Below are 18,711 nucleotides of genomic sequence, written 5' to 3'. Positions count from 1 at the left end.
TACCTCGCCATTGTTAGGGTAGGTATACCTAACTTCGGCGGCCTATCGAGATACCTGCGGCCGCTACCGGGAGCTCTCCGTCTCCCCTGAGAATCAAGAGGACCGCAGTGATTTCACGCTCTAAAACCATGTCTGCCGCCGTTGCGGCCTTGGCATCCGCAGCACTCCTTCTGAGTGGCTGCGCCACCACCGACGCAAGTGCCAGCGCCAAATCGGAGACCCGCACGGTCCAAAGTGAGGTCAAAGAAGTCGTCATGCCGGCCGAGCCCCAAAAGGCGCTGGGCATGTACACCACTGACCTGGACATGCTCATCACGCTGGGCATTCCGCTCGCAAGCCAGCAGCCCATTCGGGACAGCGGCTACAAGGGCTTCCCGTATTTCTTCGACCAGAAGGCGCTGGAAGGAATCACGCCCTTCACCAACTACCCCGAGTTCAACTTCGAGGCCATCCTCAAGGCTCAGCCCGATGTCATCCTGAACGGCCTGGGCTACGAGAAGGAGCTGGACGCCAAACTTTCCGACATCGCCCCGACCTACACCTTCAACGGTTTCGACGGCAGCGACTGGCGCACCAAGTTCAAGACCGTGGCAGAGGCATTCGGCAAGACCGAGCAGTACCAAGCATGGATGGACAAGTACCAAGCCAAGGTTGACGACGTAAAGAAGCGCCTGGCCGAGGCCGGCAAGAGCAACCTGGTGATTGGCCCCGTGGACTACTACGAGGACCAGGTATCGGTCAGCTGCTACGGAACGCCGTGCTTGGTCATCAAGGATCTGGGCCTGAAGGTGTCCCCGCTTGCGGACGGTGAAGGCGCCAAACTGAGCGCCGAGCAGTTGGAGCAACTCAACGGCATCGATGCAATCATCACCACCGAAGTTCCCGAGAAGGACGGCGCCAACCCGGATGCCTTCCCTCCGCTGGCCAACAACAAGCTGTGGACCTCGCTGCCGTTCGTGGCCAACAAACAGATCCACACGTACGACCTCGAAATGATCTACGGCTCTCCCAGCGGCCAGTACGCCCTGCTGGAGAAGTTTGAAAAGGCGCTCCTGTCATGATGCGGATCTACCGTGCAGAGGTCATATCCACGCGCCTGATCACGCCCGGAATGATCCGGATTACCTTCGGCGGTCCCGGGCTGGCCGGTTTTGACACCACGGGGGTCGGCGACGAATACCTGCGCGTGTTCCTTCCGGATCCGGGCACCCATGAGGCCAGACTGCCCATCTCCACAGGGGACTCCTGGGACTGGGAACCTGGAATCGAGCCGTCCGCCATGCGGACCTACACAGTCCGTGCGGTGGACGCCGTCGCTGGCACCGTGGACATCGACTTCGTCGTTCACGACGGCGGGTTGGCAGCTGCTTGGGCGCAGCGCGCCCAGGTGGGTGACGTCGTCGGGCTTAACTCGCCCACGGGACTGTACGAACCGCCGGCAGAACTGCAGTGGCAGATCCTTCTGGCTGATGCCACCGGACTTCCGGCCGTAGCGCGGCTCGTGGAGCAGGCACCGCCGGGTGTCCGGACCCGTGTCCTGATCGAAGTAGAGGATCCCTCGCACCAGCAGGAGCTGGTCCTCGGCGCTGCAACCGAAGTGGCCTGGATCTACGGGGGCAACGGACACAGCCAGTCCCGATTGGAGGAGGTCCTGCGCTCAATGGAGTTGCCTGGCGGAGTGGGCTACATCTGGGTGGCCGGCGAGACCAAGGTGCTGCGCGGGATCCGCAAGTACCTTCGGCACCACAAGAAGCTCACGCCCGAGTCCTACAAGCTGATCGGCTACTGGACGGACAAGAGCGAAGCCTGGGAAGAGCGTTGGGAAAACCTCGACGCCGAAACCCGGCGCTGGTTCGACGATCTCTGGTCCAACGAGAAGCGGGATCGCGAGGAAATCGTGGACCTGCAGGACGCCAAGTTCGAATTGCTGGGCCTCTAAATGGCGTCCGGAACCATGGCGCCGCGTTCTGCCGTCACTGAAGTGCAGGACGCGGCGCCGGTTTCAGCCAAGGAAGTACGCCCAGCGGGCCTGGTGGGCGTAAACCGGTACCGGATGTTGGGATTGCTCGCAGCGATTGCCGCGTTGGCTTTGGTGCTGTGGTTGAGCTTGGTGGTGGGCTCCAAGGACGTCGACGTAGCCAACCTGTGGCCAGCCATCACCGCCTACGATGGCTCACCGGAACACGTGATCATCCATGACCTCCGCCTGCCCCGAACCGTCACGGGCGTAGTGGTTGGCATTGCCCTCGGGCTGTCCGGGGCACTGATCCAGTCCCTGACCCGCAACCCGTTGGCGGACCCCGGCATCCTGGGCGTCAACGCGGGCGCCGGCTTCTTCGTGGTCCTCGGAGTGGCGCTCTTTGGCGTCACCAGCATCCAGGAGTACATCTGGTTCTCCTTCGCCGGTGCCGTGGCGGCCACTGTGGCGGTGTACTTCATCGGTTCGCGGGGGAGGGGCGGGACCACGCCGCTCCGCCTCACCCTTGCCGGCGTTGCCTTGGGGGCTGTCCTCGGCGGCATTTCCTCCGGCATCACCCTCCTGCGCCCTGCCGTCTTCGACAGCATGCGCAGTTGGAGCGCCGGAACGTTGAGCAACCGCACGTGGGACATTTTCACCACGGTGGCCCCCTTCATCCTTGCAGGAACGCTTATTGCCCTTGCCATGGCCCGGCCCTTGAACGCCGTGGCCATGGGCGACGATACCGCCAGGTCGCTTGGTGCCAACATTGTTCGCACCCGGATCTGGACCATCGTCGCGGTAACTCTGCTGTGCGGCGCCGCGACGGCAGCCGCCGGCCCCATCGGATTCGTGGGACTCATGGTTCCGCACGTAGCCCGATGGATCGTTGGGCCGGACCAGCGCTGGATACTGGCCTACACCTTGGTGCTCTCGCCCGTGTTGCTGCTGGTGTCCGACATCCTTGGCAGGCTGGTCCTCCGTCCCGGTGAAATGCAGGTAGGAATCATCACCGCATTCGTTGGCGCACCGGTCCTCATCTGGCTCATCCGACGCCGGAAAGTGAGCACGCTATGACCTCCATCGACTTCGGCCGGCGGACCATCGCCATCCGCCGCTTTGGCGGACGCGTCTCGCTTCGCCTCGACGTCCGGACCTTGGTTGTCACCGCCGTCCTGTTTACCGCCGCCCTGGCGCTCGCCGTCGTCGCCCTTGGCCTGGGTGAGTTCAGCGTTGCGGTGCCGGACGTTGTTTCGGCGCTGCTGGGACAGTCCAGCGGCGCCGTGCACATGGTGGTGGTGGAGTGGAGATTGCCCCGCGTCCTCCTGGCCCTGTTATTGGGGGCGGCCATGGGGGTCAGCGGGGCAATCTTCCAATCGCTGACCCGCAACGCGCTGGGAAGCCCCGATGTGATCGGCTTCAACACGGGCGCCTATACGGGTGCGCTGGTGGTCATCCTGCTGATGGGTGGCGGCTACTTTGCGGTGTCGGCCGGTGCGCTGGTGGGTGGTCTGGTGACTGCCGCACTGGTGTACGTGTTCGCTTACAAGAAGGGCATCCAGGGCTTCCGGCTCATCATTGCGGGTATCGCCGTGAGCGCCATGTTGGCCTCGGTGAACACGTTCATGATCCTCAAGGCGTCCTTGGAGCAGGCCATGTCCGCGGCTGTTTGGGGTGCCGGTTCGCTGAACAAGATCACGTGGGACCAAGTGCTGCCGGTGGTGATCGTGTTCGGGGCGCTGCTGGCTGTGCTGTCTTTGTACGGCAGGCGGCTGGGCCTGTTGGAGATGGGCGACGACGCCGCCCGCGCCTTGGGCGTTCGGCTGGAAGGCTCGCGGCTGGTCCTGGCAGTGGTGGGCGTGGCTTTGACGGCGATGGTCACCGCTGCTGCCGGGCCGATTGCCTTTGTTTCCTTGGCTGCGCCCCAGCTGGCGCGCCGCCTCACCCAGTCAGCGTCGGTGGGAATGGTTCCCTCGGCCGCCATGGGTGCCTTCCTTTTGGTGGCCAGCGACATCGTGGCGCAGAACCTTTTCGCGCCAATCCAACTGCCCGTGGGCGTGGTGACCGTCAGCATCGGCGGCTGCTACCTCGTGTGGCTTCTTGCCCGTGAGGTGAAGCGGCAATGAGCGAAGAAGTGAAGGAGTTTGCTGTGACTGATGTGTTGGTTGATCCCGTTTCTGGTGTTGCGCCGGGTGCCCGCCCCTCTGGTGCCCGCCCCACTGGTGCCCGCCCCTCTGGTGCCCGGCTCAGCGCGGAGAACGTGAGCCTGGGTTATGCGGGACGCTCGGTGTCTTCATCACTGGACGTGCGTATCCCGGATGGCGGGTTCACGGTGATTGTGGGACCCAACGCCTGCGGTAAGTCGACGTTGCTGCGGGCGCTGTCCCGGCTGCTGGAGCCTACGTCCGGGTCGGTGCTTTTGGATGGCAAGAGCATCGCCTCTTATGGGGCCAAGGAAGTCGCGCGCCGCCTCGGGTTGCTGCCGCAGACCTCTATTGCGCCCGACGGAATCACCGTGGCGGACCTGGTGGCCCGTGGCCGGTACCCGCACCAGAAGTTGCTCCGCCAGTGGTCTGAGGCTGACGAAGCCGCGGTGGCGTCTGCCTTGGAAGCTACGAACGTCACGTCGTTGTCCGGGCGTTTGGTGGACGAGCTCTCCGGCGGGCAGCGGCAGCGCGTGTGGGTGGCCATGGTCTTGGCGCAGCAAACCCCGTTGCTCCTGCTGGACGAGCCCACCACGTTCCTGGACATCGCCCACCAGATCGAGCTCCTGGAACTGTTCCGGCGGTTGAACGGGGAAGGCAACACCCTGGTAGCTGTCCTTCACGACCTCAATCACGCCTGCCGCTACGCAACACACCTCATCGCGATGAAGGACGGCGCAGTGGTTGCCGAGGGCCGGCCCGCGGATGTGGTCACCGCAGAGCTGGTGGAACATGTGTTCGGCCTGCCGTGCATCGTGATTGACGACCCCGTGAGCCACACTCCGCTGGTGATCCCGCTGGGGTCCTGATTCCCCCGTTGATTCCCCCGCCCCTGACCCGCGAGGTGGCACTTAATGACAATGTTGTGCGGAAACATTGCCATTAAGTGCCATCTCGGCGACTCATCCGGCCCCGAGCAGCTCCTCCCGCCGTTGCTCCGTCTCCTCCCGCAAAGCCTGCACGACGGCGGCTACCGCAGGGCGGCGCATGGAGTCCGGGCGGAGGACCATCCAGTAGGGGAGCAGCTCCGCGAAGTCCGATGGCAGCAGCCTGACCAGATCCGGGTGTCGGTCCGCCATGAAGCACGGAAGGAAACCCACGCCGGCACCTGCCCTGGTGGCCTCGACATGCACGAACACGTTGGTTGAGCTCAGCCCGTCGCGCATGGTGGGAACCAGTCGCCGGGGAGCGTCCAGGTCATCCACCTGCAGCATGGAATCCACAAAGTAGACCAGCTGGTGCTGCGTCAGTTCCTCGATGCTGGAAGGCGTCCCGTTGTCTTTCAGATAGGCGCGGGAGGCGTACATTCCCAGCCGATACTCGCCGAGCCGGATCGCTTCGGCCCGGTGCACTTGCGGCGTTCCCACCACCACCTCAATGTCGAGACCTGAGCGCTGCTGCAACGCCCGACGGGTCACCGTCACGATCTCCACGCTGAGTCCGGGGTGCTCGCGCCGCAGCCGGGCCACCGCCGGTGCCGCGATATAGGCGCTGAAGCCGTCAGTCGCGGTCATGCGTACGACGCCGGTAATGGGGTCGGGTGCGCGGTCGCTGGGTCCCAGCGCACCCACCGCAGCTTCGATCCGCTCCGCCACCAGAACCGCTTCGGCGCCCAACTCCGTGACCTCCCAACCACCAGCCGCACGCGCCAGGACCCTGCCGCCCAATGCTTTCTCCAGCGCCGCTATCCTGCGCGAAACGGTGGTGTGGTTCAGCCCCAAGGCTTGTGCCGCCGTCGTGAACTTCCCTGAACGTGAGACGGCAAGGAAGATGAGGAGGTCATCGGGGTTCGGCTTCATGTCTGCAATTTTGCACACACATGGTGCCTCTTTGGTCATTGAGGCATAACAAATCTGCGGCAATACTCAGTGGAGCATTTCGTGTTGTGGATCACATCACGTTCAAAAGGGTCAAAGAGGACACTGAGGAGATGGATATGAGCGTAGAGCAGCGCTCCGCATCAAGAGCAGGGAAAGGCGCCGGAGAAGGCTCCGGGCTGAAGAAGATCGTCGCGGCGTCGATGGTTGGCACCGTGGTGGAGTGGTACGAGTTCTTCCTGTACGCCACAGCCGCCACGCTGGTTTTCGGCAAGTACTTCTTCCCGAGCACCGGCAACGAACTGGACGGCATCATCCAGGCCTTCATCACCTACGCCGTTGGTTTCGTGGCACGGCCCCTGGGTGGCATCGTGTTCGGCCAGATCGGCGACAAGCTGGGCCGCAAACCCACGCTGCAGCTGACCATTGTGATCGTCGGCGTCTCAACGTTCCTGATGGGCTGCCTCCCCGGCTTCATGGAAATCGGCTACTGGGCACCGGCCATGCTGGTGGCACTGCGCTTCATCCAGGGCTTCGCGCTCGGCGGTGAGTGGGGTGGCGCTGTGCTGCTGGTAGCAGAGCACAGCCCCAACAAGTCGCGTGGTTTCTGGTCCTCGTGGCCGCAGGCCGCTGTGCCGGTGGGCAACCTCCTGGCCACACTGGTCCTGTTCGTTATGTCCACCACCCTGAGCAGCGAAGCGTTCCTCGGCTGGGGCTGGCGCGTTGCATTCTGGCTCTCCGCAGTGATCGTGTTCGTGGGCTACTACATCCGTACCCACGTCACCGAAGCCCCGATCTTCCTCGAAGCCAAGGCGCAGGTGGAAGAGTCCAAGGCCATCAGCTACGGCGTCGGCGAGGTCATCCGCAAGTACCCCAAGGGCATCCTGCAGGCCATGGGCCTCCGTTTCGCGGAGAACATCATGTACTACCTCGTGGTGAGCTTTGCGATCGTCTACCTCAAGAGCGTCCACAAGTACGACACGTCCTCGCTCCTGCTGGCACTCCTGATCGCCCACGTCATCCACTTCCTGGTCATTCCGCAGGTCGGCCGCCTCGTGGATTCCTGGGGACGCAAGCCCGTCTACCTCATCGGCGCGATTGCCGGCGCAACCTGGCCGTTCTTCGCCTTCCCCATGTTCGACACCAAGAACGCCGTGATCATCGTGCTTGCCGTGACCATTGGACTCTGCCTGCACGCCTTCATGTATGCCGGTCAGCCGGCCATCATGTCCGAGCTCTTCCCCACCCGCATGCGCTACTCCGGCGTCTCGCTCGGCTCGCAGGTCACCTCGATCTTCGCCGGCTCACTCGCGCCGCTGCTGGCAACCCAGTGGCTCAAGGACACCGGCTCGTGGGTTCCCACCGCGATCTACTTGGTGGTCGCATGTGCCATCACCGTCGTCGCCGTCGTTTCGCTGAAGGAAACCAAGGGCATCGCGCTGCAGGACGTGGACCAGGCCGATGCGATCCGGCACGGACTGACCACTGCTTCAGCTTCGAAGGGATAGTTTGATGGACAACTCCTTGAACGGACGCAAAGCACTGGTGACCGGCGGCGCGAGCGGTATCGGGGCTGCCTGTGCCCGTGCGCTCGCCGCACGCGGCGCGAAAGTAGTAGTGGCCGACGTCGATGCCTCCGGAGCCGCGGCCCTCGCCGATGAGCTGGGCGGCACAGCTTGGACGGTGGACCTCTTGGATACTGAGGCGTTGGCCGCACTGAGCCTTGACTGCGACATCCTGGTCAACAATGCCGGCATCCAAAAGGTCGCGCCGATCGAGGAGTTCGAACCCGCGGAGTTCCGACGGATACTGGCCCTGATGCTGGAGGCGCCGTTCCTCCTCATCAGGGCCGCCCTCCCGCACATGTACGCCAACAACTTCGGCCGGATCATCAACATCTCCTCGGTCCACGGGCTCCGGGCCTCGGCCTACAAGAGTGCGTACGTCTCCGCCAAGCACGGCCTTGAGGGACTCAGCAAGGTCACTGCGTTGGAGGGCGGCGAGCACGGGGTCACGTCCAACTGCATCAACCCCGGGTACGTCCGGACGCCGTTGGTGGAACGCCAGATCGCCGATCAGGCCCGGCTTCACGGCATCCCCGAGGCCGAAGTCCTGGCCAAGGTGATGCTCACGGAGTCTGCGGTGAAGCGGTTGGTGGAGCCGGAGGAAGTTGCGTCGTTAGCAGCCTGGATGGCCTCCGACGACGCCGGCATGGTCACCGGCGCGAGCTACACCATGGATGGTGGTTGGTCGGCCCGGTAGGCCCCGCCTTCGCCCCCGCGATGTGACAGTTAATGCCAATGTTCCCCGCGAACATTGGCATTAACTGTCACTTCGGCGCGGGAAGTCAGGCGGTCTCGTCCACCAGCTCTGCCCGGCGCAGGCCACCCCCGCGAACCCACAATTTGTAGGCCACGAACAGCAGGACCAGCCAGGTGCCGCCAACATAAAGCGCAACCCGTGTGTCCTCGAAGACTCCAAGGATCACGATGACCATCGCCATGAACGCTATGGTCATGATGGACGCAACGGGCCACAGCGGTGAGCCGAATTCCGACGTCGGCAGTCCCTTGCGCTTGATCTCACGCTTCATGGCTACGTGCGAGGCGAGGATCATCACCCAGACCCACACGGTGGCGAAGGTGGCGATCGAGGCGATGAGCACGAACACGTCCTCGGGGATGACGGCGTTCAAAACGACGCCCACCAGCAGGATTCCGCCCATCATCACTACGGTCATCCAGGGAACCCCGTGCCGGGAGATCTTGCTGAAGCTCTTGGGCGCGTGGCCCTGCTGGGCCAGGCCGAACAGGATGCGCCCGGCACCGAAGATATCGCTGTTGATCGCGGAGAGCGCGGCGGTGATGACCACCGCGTTGAGGATGTGCGGAGCGGCCGGGATGCCCAGTCCGTCGAAGATCTGCACGAACGGACTGCCGCTGCTGCCGATCTCGTTCCACGGGAAGATGCTCATCAGCACACCCAGGGTCAGAACATAGAAAAGCAGAACGCGTACCGGCACAGTGTTAACGGCCTGCGGGATGACCTTCTTGGGATTGGCGGCTTCACCGGCGGTGATACCAATCGTTTCGATCCCGCCAAACGCAAACATTACGACGGCGAACGCGGCCAACAGCCCCTCGAAACCGTTCGGGAACAAACCGCCGTGATTGACGAGGTTCCCCAGCCCCGGTGCCACGCCACCGCCGTCGCCCGTTTGGAAACCGAACACGACGATCGCCGCACCGCCCACGATCATGGCGATGATCGCCACCACCTTGATCAGCGAGAACCAGAACTCAAGTTCACCAAACACCTTCACGCTGAGCAGGTTCATGGCGCCCAGGAACAGGATGATCGCCAGCACCCAGATCCATCTGTCCACCTGCGGAAACCAGAAGCCCATATAGATACTGAAGGCGGTGACGTCGGCGATGGCTACGATCGCCATCTCGAACACATACGTCCAGCCGGTCACAAAGCCGGCAAACGGCCCCAGATACTTGCTGGCGTACTGGCCGAAGGAACCCGACACGGGGTGTCGGACGGCCATTTCGCCGAGGGCTCGCATCACCATGAAGACAGCCGCGCCGCCGATGATGTAGGCCAGCAGTACAGCCGGCCCGGCCTTCTGGATGGCGGAGGCGGAGCCGTAGAAGAGGCCCGTGCCGATCGCCGATCCGAGCGCCATGAAGCGGATGTGACGGACGTTGAGGCCTCGGCTGAGCGCCGTACCCGCGGCTTGGAGGACAGAGCTCTCCGCAGCCAGCTTGGTTTGTTGCATAGTAAACCTTCTCGTCTTTGGGAGGGGATCGCTATCCAGCAGATCACTTTTGCGGCCCTTGTGATCGGACTCACGGGGCTTTGGTGTCTTTGATCGCAGACAGTGGGCGGAAGGGCCGTTTTCTGGGCGGTCAAAGTCATAGCTTCCGGTCGGATATGATGACCGCGGACAGCTCATCAAACCGGTCAGGCATCCCTCGCTTCCAGCGTCGCCCCCAGTGGAAATAGGCGCTGCCATCGCATCCATATTTGGGGGACCCTTGATCTCTGCACTTCGTCGTACGCGACGCCGTTGGACCGCTGCTGCTGTTGCCGTGGTGGCTGGAGCTTCCCTGCTCTTTGCCGCTCCTGCACAGGCTTATGACGTCCCCCAATTTGAGGTCCCTGACGCCGCGCAGGCTCCTGTGCCGTATATCAACCGCGCTGCTGATGCAGCCGGAGTGCTGGAGCTGTGGAAGACGGGTGGTCCTGCGACGCGCGCTGCGGCTGCGGCCGCCTTGGTGGGCGGACCGGAAACGCTGCAGGCATTTCTCGACGGCGGACAGGACGTACCGCTGGCAGCGGACCGCAAGCAACTGGTCACCGAGCTGACGGAGCGGGGGAGCGTTCATGTGAGGTCGTCGGCGAAGGAAGCCCTCGCATCCGATGCGGCCAGCATCACCTTCTTGTCGCAAGGCTGGGCCGACACATGGAAGGGCGATCTCCGGACCGCAGCCACGTATTTCCTGGAGTACGGCAACGACCACGTCGAGAAAGCCGCGTCCGACAGCTTGGACTCCGGCGAGGCAGCTATCGAGCAGTTCGTTCTTACGGGCTGGCGGGGCAAAGCGAAGATGACAGATCGGCAAGCCGCCTTTGGGCTCGTCGCCTCCACTAACCCTGCTGTTTCTGCTGCTGCCAAGACATCGCTGGCAACTGACGACGATGAAACCGTCGCTGCTTTCCTTCGCTACGGCCAGTTCGTCGCCGCAGACCATCACACTGAGTCCGCCGCGGTGACCGCGCTGCTCCAGCAGGTCAGGGACGACATCAAAGCCAACCCCGTCGGCGCCGCTGCAGTAGCTGACCGGGCGAAGAACGCCGTGGAGCAGGCCAAGTCCACTCCGGCCGCCGCGCGGGAAGCTGACGCCGCCAGGCTGGATGCCGACTGGGATTTCCTGTCGACGCAGGCTGCTCCGCGCAATGTCAGGGACAATGCGGCGTTGGCCGCCGAGAAGCCCGCCAGGGAGGCGTTCGCAAAAGCGGCAAAGGAACTGCCCGGGCTACTGTCCACCTTGTCGGCATCCGGTGCCAACCTGGACTCGCTAACCAAGGAAGCCCGCCAGGCCACCTTGGATCTGGCGCTTGTAGGCACTCCCGAAGTGCGGAAGGCAGCCGAAGCTGCCCTGCTGGGTGGGGATTCTGCCATCAAGTCCTTTGTCACGGATGGCCACGCTGAAGCCAGCACGCTCGATTCAGCTAAGCCATCGGCGTTCGTCGCGGATCGGCAGCGCGTTTACCAACTCCTGGACGCGGGCGGCAGTCACGTGAACAAGGCGGCGGACATTGCGCTGGGTTCCACCAACCACGCCGATATCCGCTATTTCCTTGAGTTCGGATTTGCTGTTGCTCGGGAGTTGGACAACCGGATTTTGGCCTTCCAAACCATGGACAAGGCCGGGCCGGAATTGCGCGCAGCCGCCAACGTGGCCCTGGATGGCAGTCGCGCTGATCTGCAGGCATTCGCCAGCGTCGGACAGTTCGCCGCTGCCAAGCGTGACGAAACAACCGCCGCGCACGTAGCGTCGATCAACGGCGTGATCACCGAACTCGCCGGGCTGGCTGACAAGGCAGCAGTCGACGCCGGCCAGCCGGCTGACGCTGCGAAGGCAGCGGAAGCTGCCAAAGCCGAAGGCGCCCCCCAGGCCCGTGGTGGCAACTTGCCGCTGAACGTGCCCATGGTCGATGCTTCCCAGCTGACCGGGATAGCCCCTGCCGCTGTGCCCTGGCCGCCGGCGGAGGTTCCTCCAGTCGCCTTGGCCGTCACCGGCGAGGCGCCTGATGGCTCATCCGAACCCGCCACCGAAGTTCCGGAAATCACCGATGTCAACGTCCCTCCGGCCGGTACGTGGCCGGAGGCGGCGTCAACGGAGTCCCTGTCCCCGGAGGCGGCAAGTCCGTTGGCTGCTTCCTCAACCGGGCTGAACGGATGGACCCTTGGCCTCATCGCCGCGCTGGTCCTGGCTGCCGCTGGTGCCATCACGTTCCTGCTGCGCCGAAAGGGCGGCACGCCGGTGCCGACCAGGGCCACGGCCTCCACGGACGCCAAGCCCAAGTCCTAGCAAGCCAACCAGTGACCGCGTGCGCCCTGCCCTTCTGCCAGCCATTCGGGTGGGCTGGTTAAGTCTGGTATTTCAGACATCGCAGCGGCGTGGTGGTCTGGCGTGGGCCTTGCGGAGGGTGCACGCTTGAGTACGGGATACCGGACAGTTGTGCCCGGTGATCCCGTCAGCAGCCCGAGCAGCGAGGAACCATGACAACGACGCCAACCGCCCCCGGCAAAGCCACGTCCAAAGTCCCGGCCGCGGAAAACACCCTGCGAATCCTGAAACTGTTGGCCTCGCGCCGTGGTCCCATGGCGGCGTCGAACATTGCAACAGCGCTCGGCTTGCCGCGCTCCAGTGTCTACCATCTGCTCGGCGTGATGGAGGCCAACGGTTTCGTCCTGCACCTGCACGAGGAACAGCGCTACGGGTTGGGCATCAGCGCCTTCGAACTCAGCTCGGCGTACTCACGGCAGGAACCGCTGTCCCGTCTGGGCCGGCCCATGCTCGCTTCGCTGGTTGACGTGATCGGCGAGAGCGCCCATCTGGCGGTACTCCACGGCCGGGACGTCCTCTACATCGTGGAGGAACGCGCCAAGAACCGCCCCAGCTTGGTCACCGACGTCGGGGTCCGCCTTCCCAGCCACCTCACGGCGTCCGGCCGAGCAATCCTGGCCGCCCTGCCAAAGTCGCAGGTCCGGGCCTTGTATCCGAACGCCGCCGCCTTCACATCCCGGCATGAGGTGGAATTCCCCATCATGAAGTACTCGGCTTTATCGTCCCACTTGGATCAGGTGCGACAGCGTGGCTACGCCACGGAAAACGGCGAAATCACCCCGGGGTTCGGCTCCATTGCCGCCGCTGTGACGGACCATGTGGGGTGGCCGACGGCGGCAGTCGCCGTGACGTTCTTGGAGGACAAAGTGCCGGCCGAGCAATGGCCGGTGCTCGCTGCCCGCATCCAGAAGGCGGCGGACGAACTGTCCGTCCGGATCCACGGACGCCCGGCAGGTTAGCCCCTCCTCCTGCAGGCTAGCTCGACTCCGGCGCTTCGCTCTCGACGAGTTTGCGGAAGGTCTCCAGCTCGCCGCGGAAGCTGCCCCGGTATGATCCCATGGCGAAAAGCCGCCCGAAGATCCCTGCGATGAAGCCTCGGGTCATGAACTCCTGGTGGATGCGCGTGCCCTTGCCCTCGGCGGTAAACGTCACCTCTGATTCGCCCTTCAGGATTGCATTGCCGAAGCGTGTGCGGATGTGCCAGGGGCGCTCTACGGCGAGGATCTCGGTGGGGCTTGCCATCCGTCCGAACCACACGGTGTAGCGGCTGCCGGCCTGGTCAATGGGACCGATGCGGTCGGTCACGCGGGTGACCCCGCCGATCCATTCCGGGAACCGGTCCAGATCCGTCCAAGCGGCGAAGACTCGTTCGGGCGGCGCCGCGACAAACGTAGATACACGGAACGTTGCCATGGGTCCAGCATGCGCTCTTTGCAGCGCGAATGCGAGGGGTTTGCGTACGTCTGTAATCCCGGACAGCACCAGTCGAAAAGCCGTTTCCGCCGCGCCATAAAGGGGCTTTAGTAGAAGCAGAAGATCTTTCCACCACACACTTCCCACAGACGAAGGAGTCACCATGGCACCCGCCGATTTCACCACTGGTGCCCGTCCGGTCAAGGCCGCGCGGGGTACCGAGCTTACTGCCAAGTCGTGGCAGACCGAGGCGCCGCTGCGCATGCTGATGAACAACCTGGATCCCGAGGTCGCTGAGCGCCCGGATGACCTGGTGGTCTACGGCGGCACCGGCCGTGCCGTCCGTTCCTGGGCTGCGTTTGATGCGATTACCCGGACCTTGGAAACCATGGAGAAGGACGAAACCCTCCTGGTCCAGTCCGGCAAGCCGGTGGGTGTATTCCGCACACACGAATGGGCTCCCCGTGTTCTGTTGGCGAACTCGAACCTCGTGGGGGATTGGGCGACGTGGCCCGAGTTCCGCCGCCTCGAGGCTGAGGGGTTGATGATGTATGGGCAGATGACTGCCGGGTCCTGGATCTACATCGGCACCCAGGGCATTCTTCAGGGCACCTATGAGACGTTCGCTGCCGTGGGGAACAAGCTCGCTGCTGAGGGGCGCCACCCGGCCCCGGCCTCGGAGGGTTCTACTGAGGGGCCGCTGGCTGGGACCCTCACCCTCACCGGTGGCTGTGGTGGCATGGGCGGTGCCCAGCCGCTCGCGGTGACCCTGAACGATGGTGCGTGCCTGATCGTCGACGTCGACGAGACCCGCCTGCGTCGTCGTGCCGGCAAGCGCTACCTGGACGAGGTCGAAACCGATCTGGACACCGCCCTTGCGAAGGTCCAGGCCGCCAAGGAAGAACGCCGCGGCTGGTCCGTGGGCTATGTGGGTAACGCCGCAGAGGTGTTCCCGGAGCTGCTTCGCCGTCATAGGGCCGGGGAGATCACCTTCGATGTGGTCACTGACCAGACCAGTGCGCATGACCCGTTGTCTTATCTGCCTGAGGGCATCACCGTGGCTGAGTGGCACACCGAGGCCGAGGCGGATCCGGAAGGGTTCACCAAGAAGGCCCAGGCTTCCATGGCCCGGCATGTGCAGGCGATGGTGGAGTTCCAGGACGCCGGCGCTGAGGTGTTCGATTATGGCAACTCGATCCGTGATGAGGCGCGCAAGGGCGGCTACGAGCGGGCGTTCGAGTTCCCTGGCTTCGTCCCCGCGTACATTCGTCCGTTGTTCTGCGAGGGTTTGGGCCCGTTCCGCTGGGTTGCCCTGTCGGGTGATCCGGAAGACATCGCGGTGACGGACGCGGCGATCAAGGAGCTCTTCCCGGAGAACAAGCACCTGCACAAGTGGCTCGACGCCGCGGCGGACCGGGTGGAGTTCGAGGGCCTGCCGGCACGTATTTGCTGGCTCGGGTACGGCGAACGCGCCAAGGCCGGTCTGCTGTTCAACCAGCTCGTGGCCGAGGGCAAGGTCAAGGCCCCGATCGTGATCGGCCGTGACCACCTGGACTCCGGCTCGGTGGCGTCCCCGTACCGGGAGACCGAGGCCATGGCTGATGGTTCGGACGCGATCGCTGACTGGCCGTTGTTGAACGCGCTGATCAACACTTCCTCGGGTGCTACCTGGGTGTCGATCCACCACGGCGGCGGGGTTGGTATTGGCCGGTCCCTGCACGCCGGTCAGGTTTCCGTGGCCGATGGTACCGATCTGGCCGCGGAGAAGCTCGAACGGCTCCTGACCAACGACCCCGGCATGGGCGTCATCCGCCACGTCGACGCCGGCTACGACCGCGCCGTCGACGTCGCCAACGAACGCGGCGTCCGCATCCCCATGAACGAGAAGTAGGCAACAAAAGTGACTATTACTACCCACGAACCCCTGACCGTCACCCTCGGCTCCAGCGGCGTGACCCCGGAAGACGTGGTCGCCGTCGCACGCCACGACGCCAAGGTGACCATCTCCCAGGAAGCCCTGGACAACGTCGCCAAGGTCCGCGCCCACATCGATGACCTCGCCACCAGCGACGTTCCCGCCTACGGCATTTCCACGGGCTTCGGCGCCCTGGCCAACCGCCACATCCCCAACGACCTCCGCACACAGCTGCAGAAGTCGCTGATCCGCAGCCACGCCGCCGGCATGGGCCCGGCCGTGGAACGCGAAGTGGTCCGCGGCATCATGTTCCTCCGCGCCAAGACCTTGGCATCGGGCCGCACCGGCGTCCGTCCGGTGGTCCTGCAGACCATGGTGGACGTCCTCAACGCCGGCATCACTCCGCTGGTCCGCGAGTTCGGTTCGCTCGGTTGTTCCGGCGACCTTGCCCCGTTGTCCCACTGCGCGCTGGTCCTCATGGGTGAAGGTGAAGCAACGGGTCCCGACGGCGAGCTCTACGGCGTTCCCGGCAAGGCAACGGTTGCGGAGCTGCTCGCCCAGCACGGCATCGAGCCCGTCACGCTGGCTGAGAAGGAGGGCCTGGCCCTCGTCAACGGCACGGAAGGCATGCTCGGCATGCTGCTGATGGCCATCGCCGACATCCGCCTGTTGCTCGCGACGGCGGACGTCACCGCAGCGCTCAGCGTCGAGGCACTGCTGGGCACCGACCAGGTGTTCCTCCCGGAGCTCCACGCAGCGCTTCGTCCCCACCCGGGCCAGGCTGCCAGCGCCGACAACATGCTCCGTGTGCTGTCCAACTCGCCGATCGTTGCCTCCCACAGGATCAACGACACCAAGGTGCAGGACGCCTACTCGCTGCGTTGTGCCCCGCAGGTTGCCGGTGCCGTCCGCGATACCGTAGATCACGCCGCGCTGGTGGCGTCCCGCGAACTCGCTGCGGCCATCGACAACCCCGTGGTCCTGCCCGACGGCCGCGTCACGTCCAACGGCAACTTCCACGGTGCCCCCGTGGCCTACGTCCTGGACTTCCTGGCCATCGCCGTTGCGGACCTCAGCTCCATCGCCGAGCGCCGCACGGACCGCATGCTGGACCCGGCCCGCTCGCACGGACTCCCGGCCTTCCTCGCCGGAGACCCCGGCGTGGACTCCGGCCTGATGATCGCCCAGTACACGCAGGCCGGCCTGGTCTCGGACAACAAGCGCCTGGCCGTTCCGGCATCGGTGGACTCCATCCCGAGCTCCGCCATGCAGGAAGACCACGTGTCCATGGGCTGGCACGCAGCCCGGAAGCTTCGCAAGGCAGTGGAGAACCTTCGCCGCGTGCTCGCCGTCGAACTTGTCACCAGCGCCCGCGCCATTGACATGCGGACGCAGATGTCCGACGGCGAACTCACCCCGGGTCCTGCCGGTACGGCAGTGCTTGAGGTGCTTCGCGAAGTGGTCCAGGGACCGGGGACCGACCGGTTCCTGTCGCCCGAACTCGAAGCGGCCGACCGTTTGGTTGGCTCCGGCGCGGTCCGTGCGGCCGCCGAATCCGCCGTCGGGATTTTGGCCTGACGTCGAATAAAACGCTCATTTGATGGGCAGATTTGTCACGCCCCGGACTTTGTTCGCAACGCAATCTCCGGGGCGTGGCAAATGTAGTAGAACTTATGGTGTACGTCACGTCCGCGACAACGGTGTCGTGGGCTTGGCGGTCAACCGTTCAACAACTCAATACACAACAGAGAACATCCACAAAGGGGTAGAAGTTCAATGAAGGCACGCGGAGCAGTCCTGTCCAGGCGAAACGCTCACTCGGCTACGGTTTCCGATTGGAAGACGCTGAAAGTTGGCGAGCGGGTGGAAGTGGTCAAGTACGCCCACGTCATCGCCGCCGGCCTGGTGGAGGAAATTTCCAGCAGCGGAAACGTGGTGTGGCTTGAGCACTCGGGGCCGGGCGTCACCGAAGAGGGCAAGGAACTGTTCATGAAGTCCGACGGCGTCACTCTCCGCCGGGCGTAGCAACCGAACTGAATCGCAGGTTAAACAGAAACCGGGGCTCGTCCCCTTCCGCGGGTAGTAGATGCGGAAGGGGACGGGCCCCGGTTTTTGGCGTCGCTGCTAGGAAATACGTTGGGGTATCAGGCAGCGAGTACTTCGTGGGTCTGACCGAAGGGAACGGATTCGTCCAGAGCCACGGTGTAGGTGCCGGGCTCGTGCCGGGTCACCAAAATGCCGCAGTTAGCGTCTGCTGCTGCTGCGTTCTCAATCAGGGCATCCACAGCGCGGTCGAGTCCGTCGTGGATCTCGTCTGCCTTGGAAAAAGACAGGCGAATTTCGCGTTCTGCAATCATTGCAGGGGTCATTTGGGGGCCTCCTATTACATGCCGCATGCGAGGGCGACCCATCAATCATAGTCGGAGTGAACGGAATATTTGTAAGATGACTGGCAGGCTCGTGACCTGGGTCTCATCCGCGGACCAAGGGGCGGTGCAGTTTCACGGGGCCAGTTGCGGCAGGGGATCACGACGTGTGTGCGGAAGGCCATACCCGACGCGAGTTGGCACTTAATACCAATGTTTGAGCGGAACATCGGCATTAAGTGCCAACTCGCGGGGGTTGCGCCCCAAGACGTGGTGGCGGGATTCGAACCCGCGTGCGCTGCTTTGCAGGCAGCTCCCTGGCCTCTCGGGTACACCACGTGGAAACGACACTAGGCGCCTTGCCGGGGGCGGATCAAAGTTCATTTCCCAGGCTTTCGCAGGGCTACGCCGCCTTGCGCCGGGCTACGCGATGTTGCTTTTGGTTGCCGTCAGTGACGCGCGTCGGGCCAGCTTCGAAACACCCGCGGCGACCAGCAGTGTGAGGATGGCTGCGGCCATGTGCGTGTACAGCATGAGGTGTACCGAACCGCCGCTTGGTGCGGTCCCGGCGGGCACGTCCGCCAGGACCTGCCCTCCATGAAGATGGTCCAACAGCCCGCTGCCCGGGAAGAAGCCGCCGAAGGCGTCCAGTCCGAAGTGCAGCAGTTGTTGCGCCAGCCCGGCAAAGAGTAGGAGCAGCAAGGGCCCGTGCACCCAACGTGCGATCAGTTGCGCGGCCAAGCCGCTCAGCGCCGCGAAGGCCAGGAGAACGGGGATGGCGGGAGCACTGCCGCCCGCGATCATGTGCGCCGTGAGCCCAAGGGCAACGGCGGCCGGCCCGGCCACCCAGGCCCACTTGTCCTGCACAGGAGCTGCGCGCATCGCCATCCTTCCCT

At 64.2% G+C, this 18,711-nt stretch carries 17 protein-coding genes and 1 tRNA gene; 12 read left to right on the top strand and 6 right to left on the bottom strand.

The window, feature by feature from the left end:
* Nucleotides 1–128 precede the first annotated feature (128 nt).
* From FQP90_RS15540 to FQP90_RS15520, 5 genes are read left to right on the top strand one after another with little or no spacing between them, the layout of a single operon-like run.
* Complete coding sequence (locus FQP90_RS15540; protein ID WP_144651978.1) at nucleotides 129–1,061, top strand: ABC transporter substrate-binding protein; 933 nt, start codon at nucleotides 129–131, stop codon at nucleotides 1,059–1,061.
* Nucleotides 1,058–1,939, top strand: a complete 882-nt coding sequence (locus FQP90_RS15535; RefSeq protein WP_144651977.1) for a siderophore-interacting protein — start codon at nucleotides 1,058–1,060, stop codon at nucleotides 1,937–1,939. Before FQP90_RS15540 ends, FQP90_RS15535 begins: the two co-directional genes overlap by 4 nt.
* Nucleotides 1,940–3,034 carry a Fe(3+)-siderophore ABC transporter permease gene (locus tag FQP90_RS15530; RefSeq protein ID WP_144651976.1) on the top strand — a complete coding sequence of 365 codons (1,095 nt, stop codon included), beginning with the start codon at nucleotides 1,940–1,942 and terminating at the stop codon, nucleotides 3,032–3,034. It begins immediately after the preceding gene.
* A complete protein-coding gene (locus tag FQP90_RS15525; RefSeq protein ID WP_144651975.1) occupies nucleotides 3,031–4,083 on the top strand; it encodes a FecCD family ABC transporter permease in 1,053 nt (350 codons plus the stop codon). The genes FQP90_RS15530 and FQP90_RS15525 overlap by 4 nt, the downstream gene beginning before the upstream one ends.
* Nucleotides 4,080–4,970, top strand: a complete 891-nt coding sequence (locus FQP90_RS15520) for an ABC transporter ATP-binding protein (RefSeq protein WP_208760023.1) — start codon at nucleotides 4,080–4,082, stop codon at nucleotides 4,968–4,970. The genes FQP90_RS15525 and FQP90_RS15520 overlap by 4 nt, the downstream gene beginning before the upstream one ends.
* Nucleotides 4,971–5,063: 93 nt before the next feature.
* Here the strand turns inward: FQP90_RS15520 and FQP90_RS15515 are convergent, their stop codons facing one another.
* Nucleotides 5,064–5,960 (bottom strand): LysR family transcriptional regulator, encoded by an 897-nt coding sequence (locus tag FQP90_RS15515; protein WP_144651974.1) that lies wholly within the window; start codon nucleotides 5,958–5,960, stop codon nucleotides 5,064–5,066.
* 137 nt (nucleotides 5,961–6,097) lie between these two features.
* Here FQP90_RS15515 and FQP90_RS15510 point away from each other — a divergent pair, with 137 nt between their 5' ends.
* Nucleotides 6,098–7,486 (top strand): MFS transporter, encoded by a 1,389-nt coding sequence (locus FQP90_RS15510; RefSeq protein WP_144651973.1) that lies wholly within the window; start codon nucleotides 6,098–6,100, stop codon nucleotides 7,484–7,486.
* 4 nt (nucleotides 7,487–7,490) lie between these two features.
* Nucleotides 7,491–8,240 (top strand): 3-hydroxybutyrate dehydrogenase, encoded by a 750-nt coding sequence (locus FQP90_RS15505; protein ID WP_144651972.1) that lies wholly within the window; start codon nucleotides 7,491–7,493, stop codon nucleotides 8,238–8,240.
* Between the two features lie 85 nt (nucleotides 8,241–8,325).
* On the opposite strand, the gene FQP90_RS15500 is transcribed toward FQP90_RS15505, so the two are convergent.
* The gene (locus FQP90_RS15500; protein ID WP_144651971.1) at nucleotides 8,326–9,762 is read right to left on the bottom strand and encodes an amino acid permease; all 1,437 of its coding nucleotides are present in this window, start codon (nucleotides 9,760–9,762) and stop codon (nucleotides 8,326–8,328) included.
* A gap of 259 nt (nucleotides 9,763–10,021) precedes the next feature.
* Here FQP90_RS15500 and FQP90_RS15495 point away from each other — a divergent pair, with 259 nt between their 5' ends.
* Nucleotides 10,022–12,082, top strand: coding sequence for an ALF repeat-containing protein (locus FQP90_RS15495; RefSeq protein ID WP_144651970.1), 2,061 nt, complete (start codon nucleotides 10,022–10,024; stop codon nucleotides 12,080–12,082).
* A gap of 191 nt (nucleotides 12,083–12,273) precedes the next feature.
* Nucleotides 12,274–13,080, top strand: a complete 807-nt coding sequence (locus FQP90_RS15490; RefSeq protein WP_144651969.1) for an IclR family transcriptional regulator — start codon at nucleotides 12,274–12,276, stop codon at nucleotides 13,078–13,080.
* A 16-nt stretch (nucleotides 13,081–13,096) separates the two neighbouring features.
* On the opposite strand, the gene FQP90_RS15485 is transcribed toward FQP90_RS15490, so the two are convergent.
* On the bottom strand, nucleotides 13,097–13,534 hold the full coding sequence (locus FQP90_RS15485) for an SRPBCC family protein (protein ID WP_144651968.1): 438 nt from the start codon (nucleotides 13,532–13,534) through the stop codon (nucleotides 13,097–13,099).
* 163 nt (nucleotides 13,535–13,697) lie between these two features.
* Between FQP90_RS15485 and FQP90_RS15480 the strand changes: the two genes are divergently transcribed.
* From FQP90_RS15480 to FQP90_RS15470, 3 genes are all read left to right on the top strand, one after another.
* The gene (locus FQP90_RS15480) at nucleotides 13,698–15,425 is read left to right on the top strand and encodes a urocanate hydratase (RefSeq protein WP_144651967.1); all 1,728 of its coding nucleotides are present in this window, start codon (nucleotides 13,698–13,700) and stop codon (nucleotides 15,423–15,425) included.
* A gap of 9 nt (nucleotides 15,426–15,434) precedes the next feature.
* Complete coding sequence (gene hutH, locus FQP90_RS15475) at nucleotides 15,435–17,027, top strand: histidine ammonia-lyase (protein WP_144651966.1); 1,593 nt, start codon at nucleotides 15,435–15,437, stop codon at nucleotides 17,025–17,027.
* A gap of 198 nt (nucleotides 17,028–17,225) precedes the next feature.
* Nucleotides 17,226–17,474 carry a hypothetical protein gene (locus FQP90_RS15470; RefSeq protein ID WP_144651965.1) on the top strand — a complete coding sequence of 83 codons (249 nt, stop codon included), beginning with the start codon at nucleotides 17,226–17,228 and terminating at the stop codon, nucleotides 17,472–17,474.
* A 119-nt stretch (nucleotides 17,475–17,593) separates the two neighbouring features.
* On the opposite strand, the gene FQP90_RS15465 is transcribed toward FQP90_RS15470, so the two are convergent.
* The 3 genes from FQP90_RS15465 to FQP90_RS15455 form a co-directional block, all read right to left on the bottom strand.
* Nucleotides 17,594–17,818 (bottom strand): hypothetical protein, encoded by a 225-nt coding sequence (locus FQP90_RS15465; protein WP_144651964.1) that lies wholly within the window; start codon nucleotides 17,816–17,818, stop codon nucleotides 17,594–17,596.
* 265 nt (nucleotides 17,819–18,083) lie between these two features.
* A tRNA-Cys gene (locus FQP90_RS15460) sits at nucleotides 18,084–18,154 on the bottom strand.
* Nucleotides 18,155–18,238: 84 nt separating this feature from the next.
* Complete coding sequence (locus FQP90_RS15455) at nucleotides 18,239–18,697, bottom strand: hypothetical protein (protein WP_144651963.1); 459 nt, start codon at nucleotides 18,695–18,697, stop codon at nucleotides 18,239–18,241.
* Nucleotides 18,698–18,711: the final 14 nt, after the last annotated feature.

This window comes from Paenarthrobacter nitroguajacolicus (assembly GCF_007786235.1).
Taxonomy (GTDB): domain Bacteria; phylum Actinomycetota; class Actinomycetes; order Actinomycetales; family Micrococcaceae; genus Arthrobacter; species Arthrobacter nitroguajacolicus_A.
The sequence above is the reverse complement of the archived record's forward strand: the minus strand, read 5'-3'. Positions and strand labels throughout refer to the sequence as shown.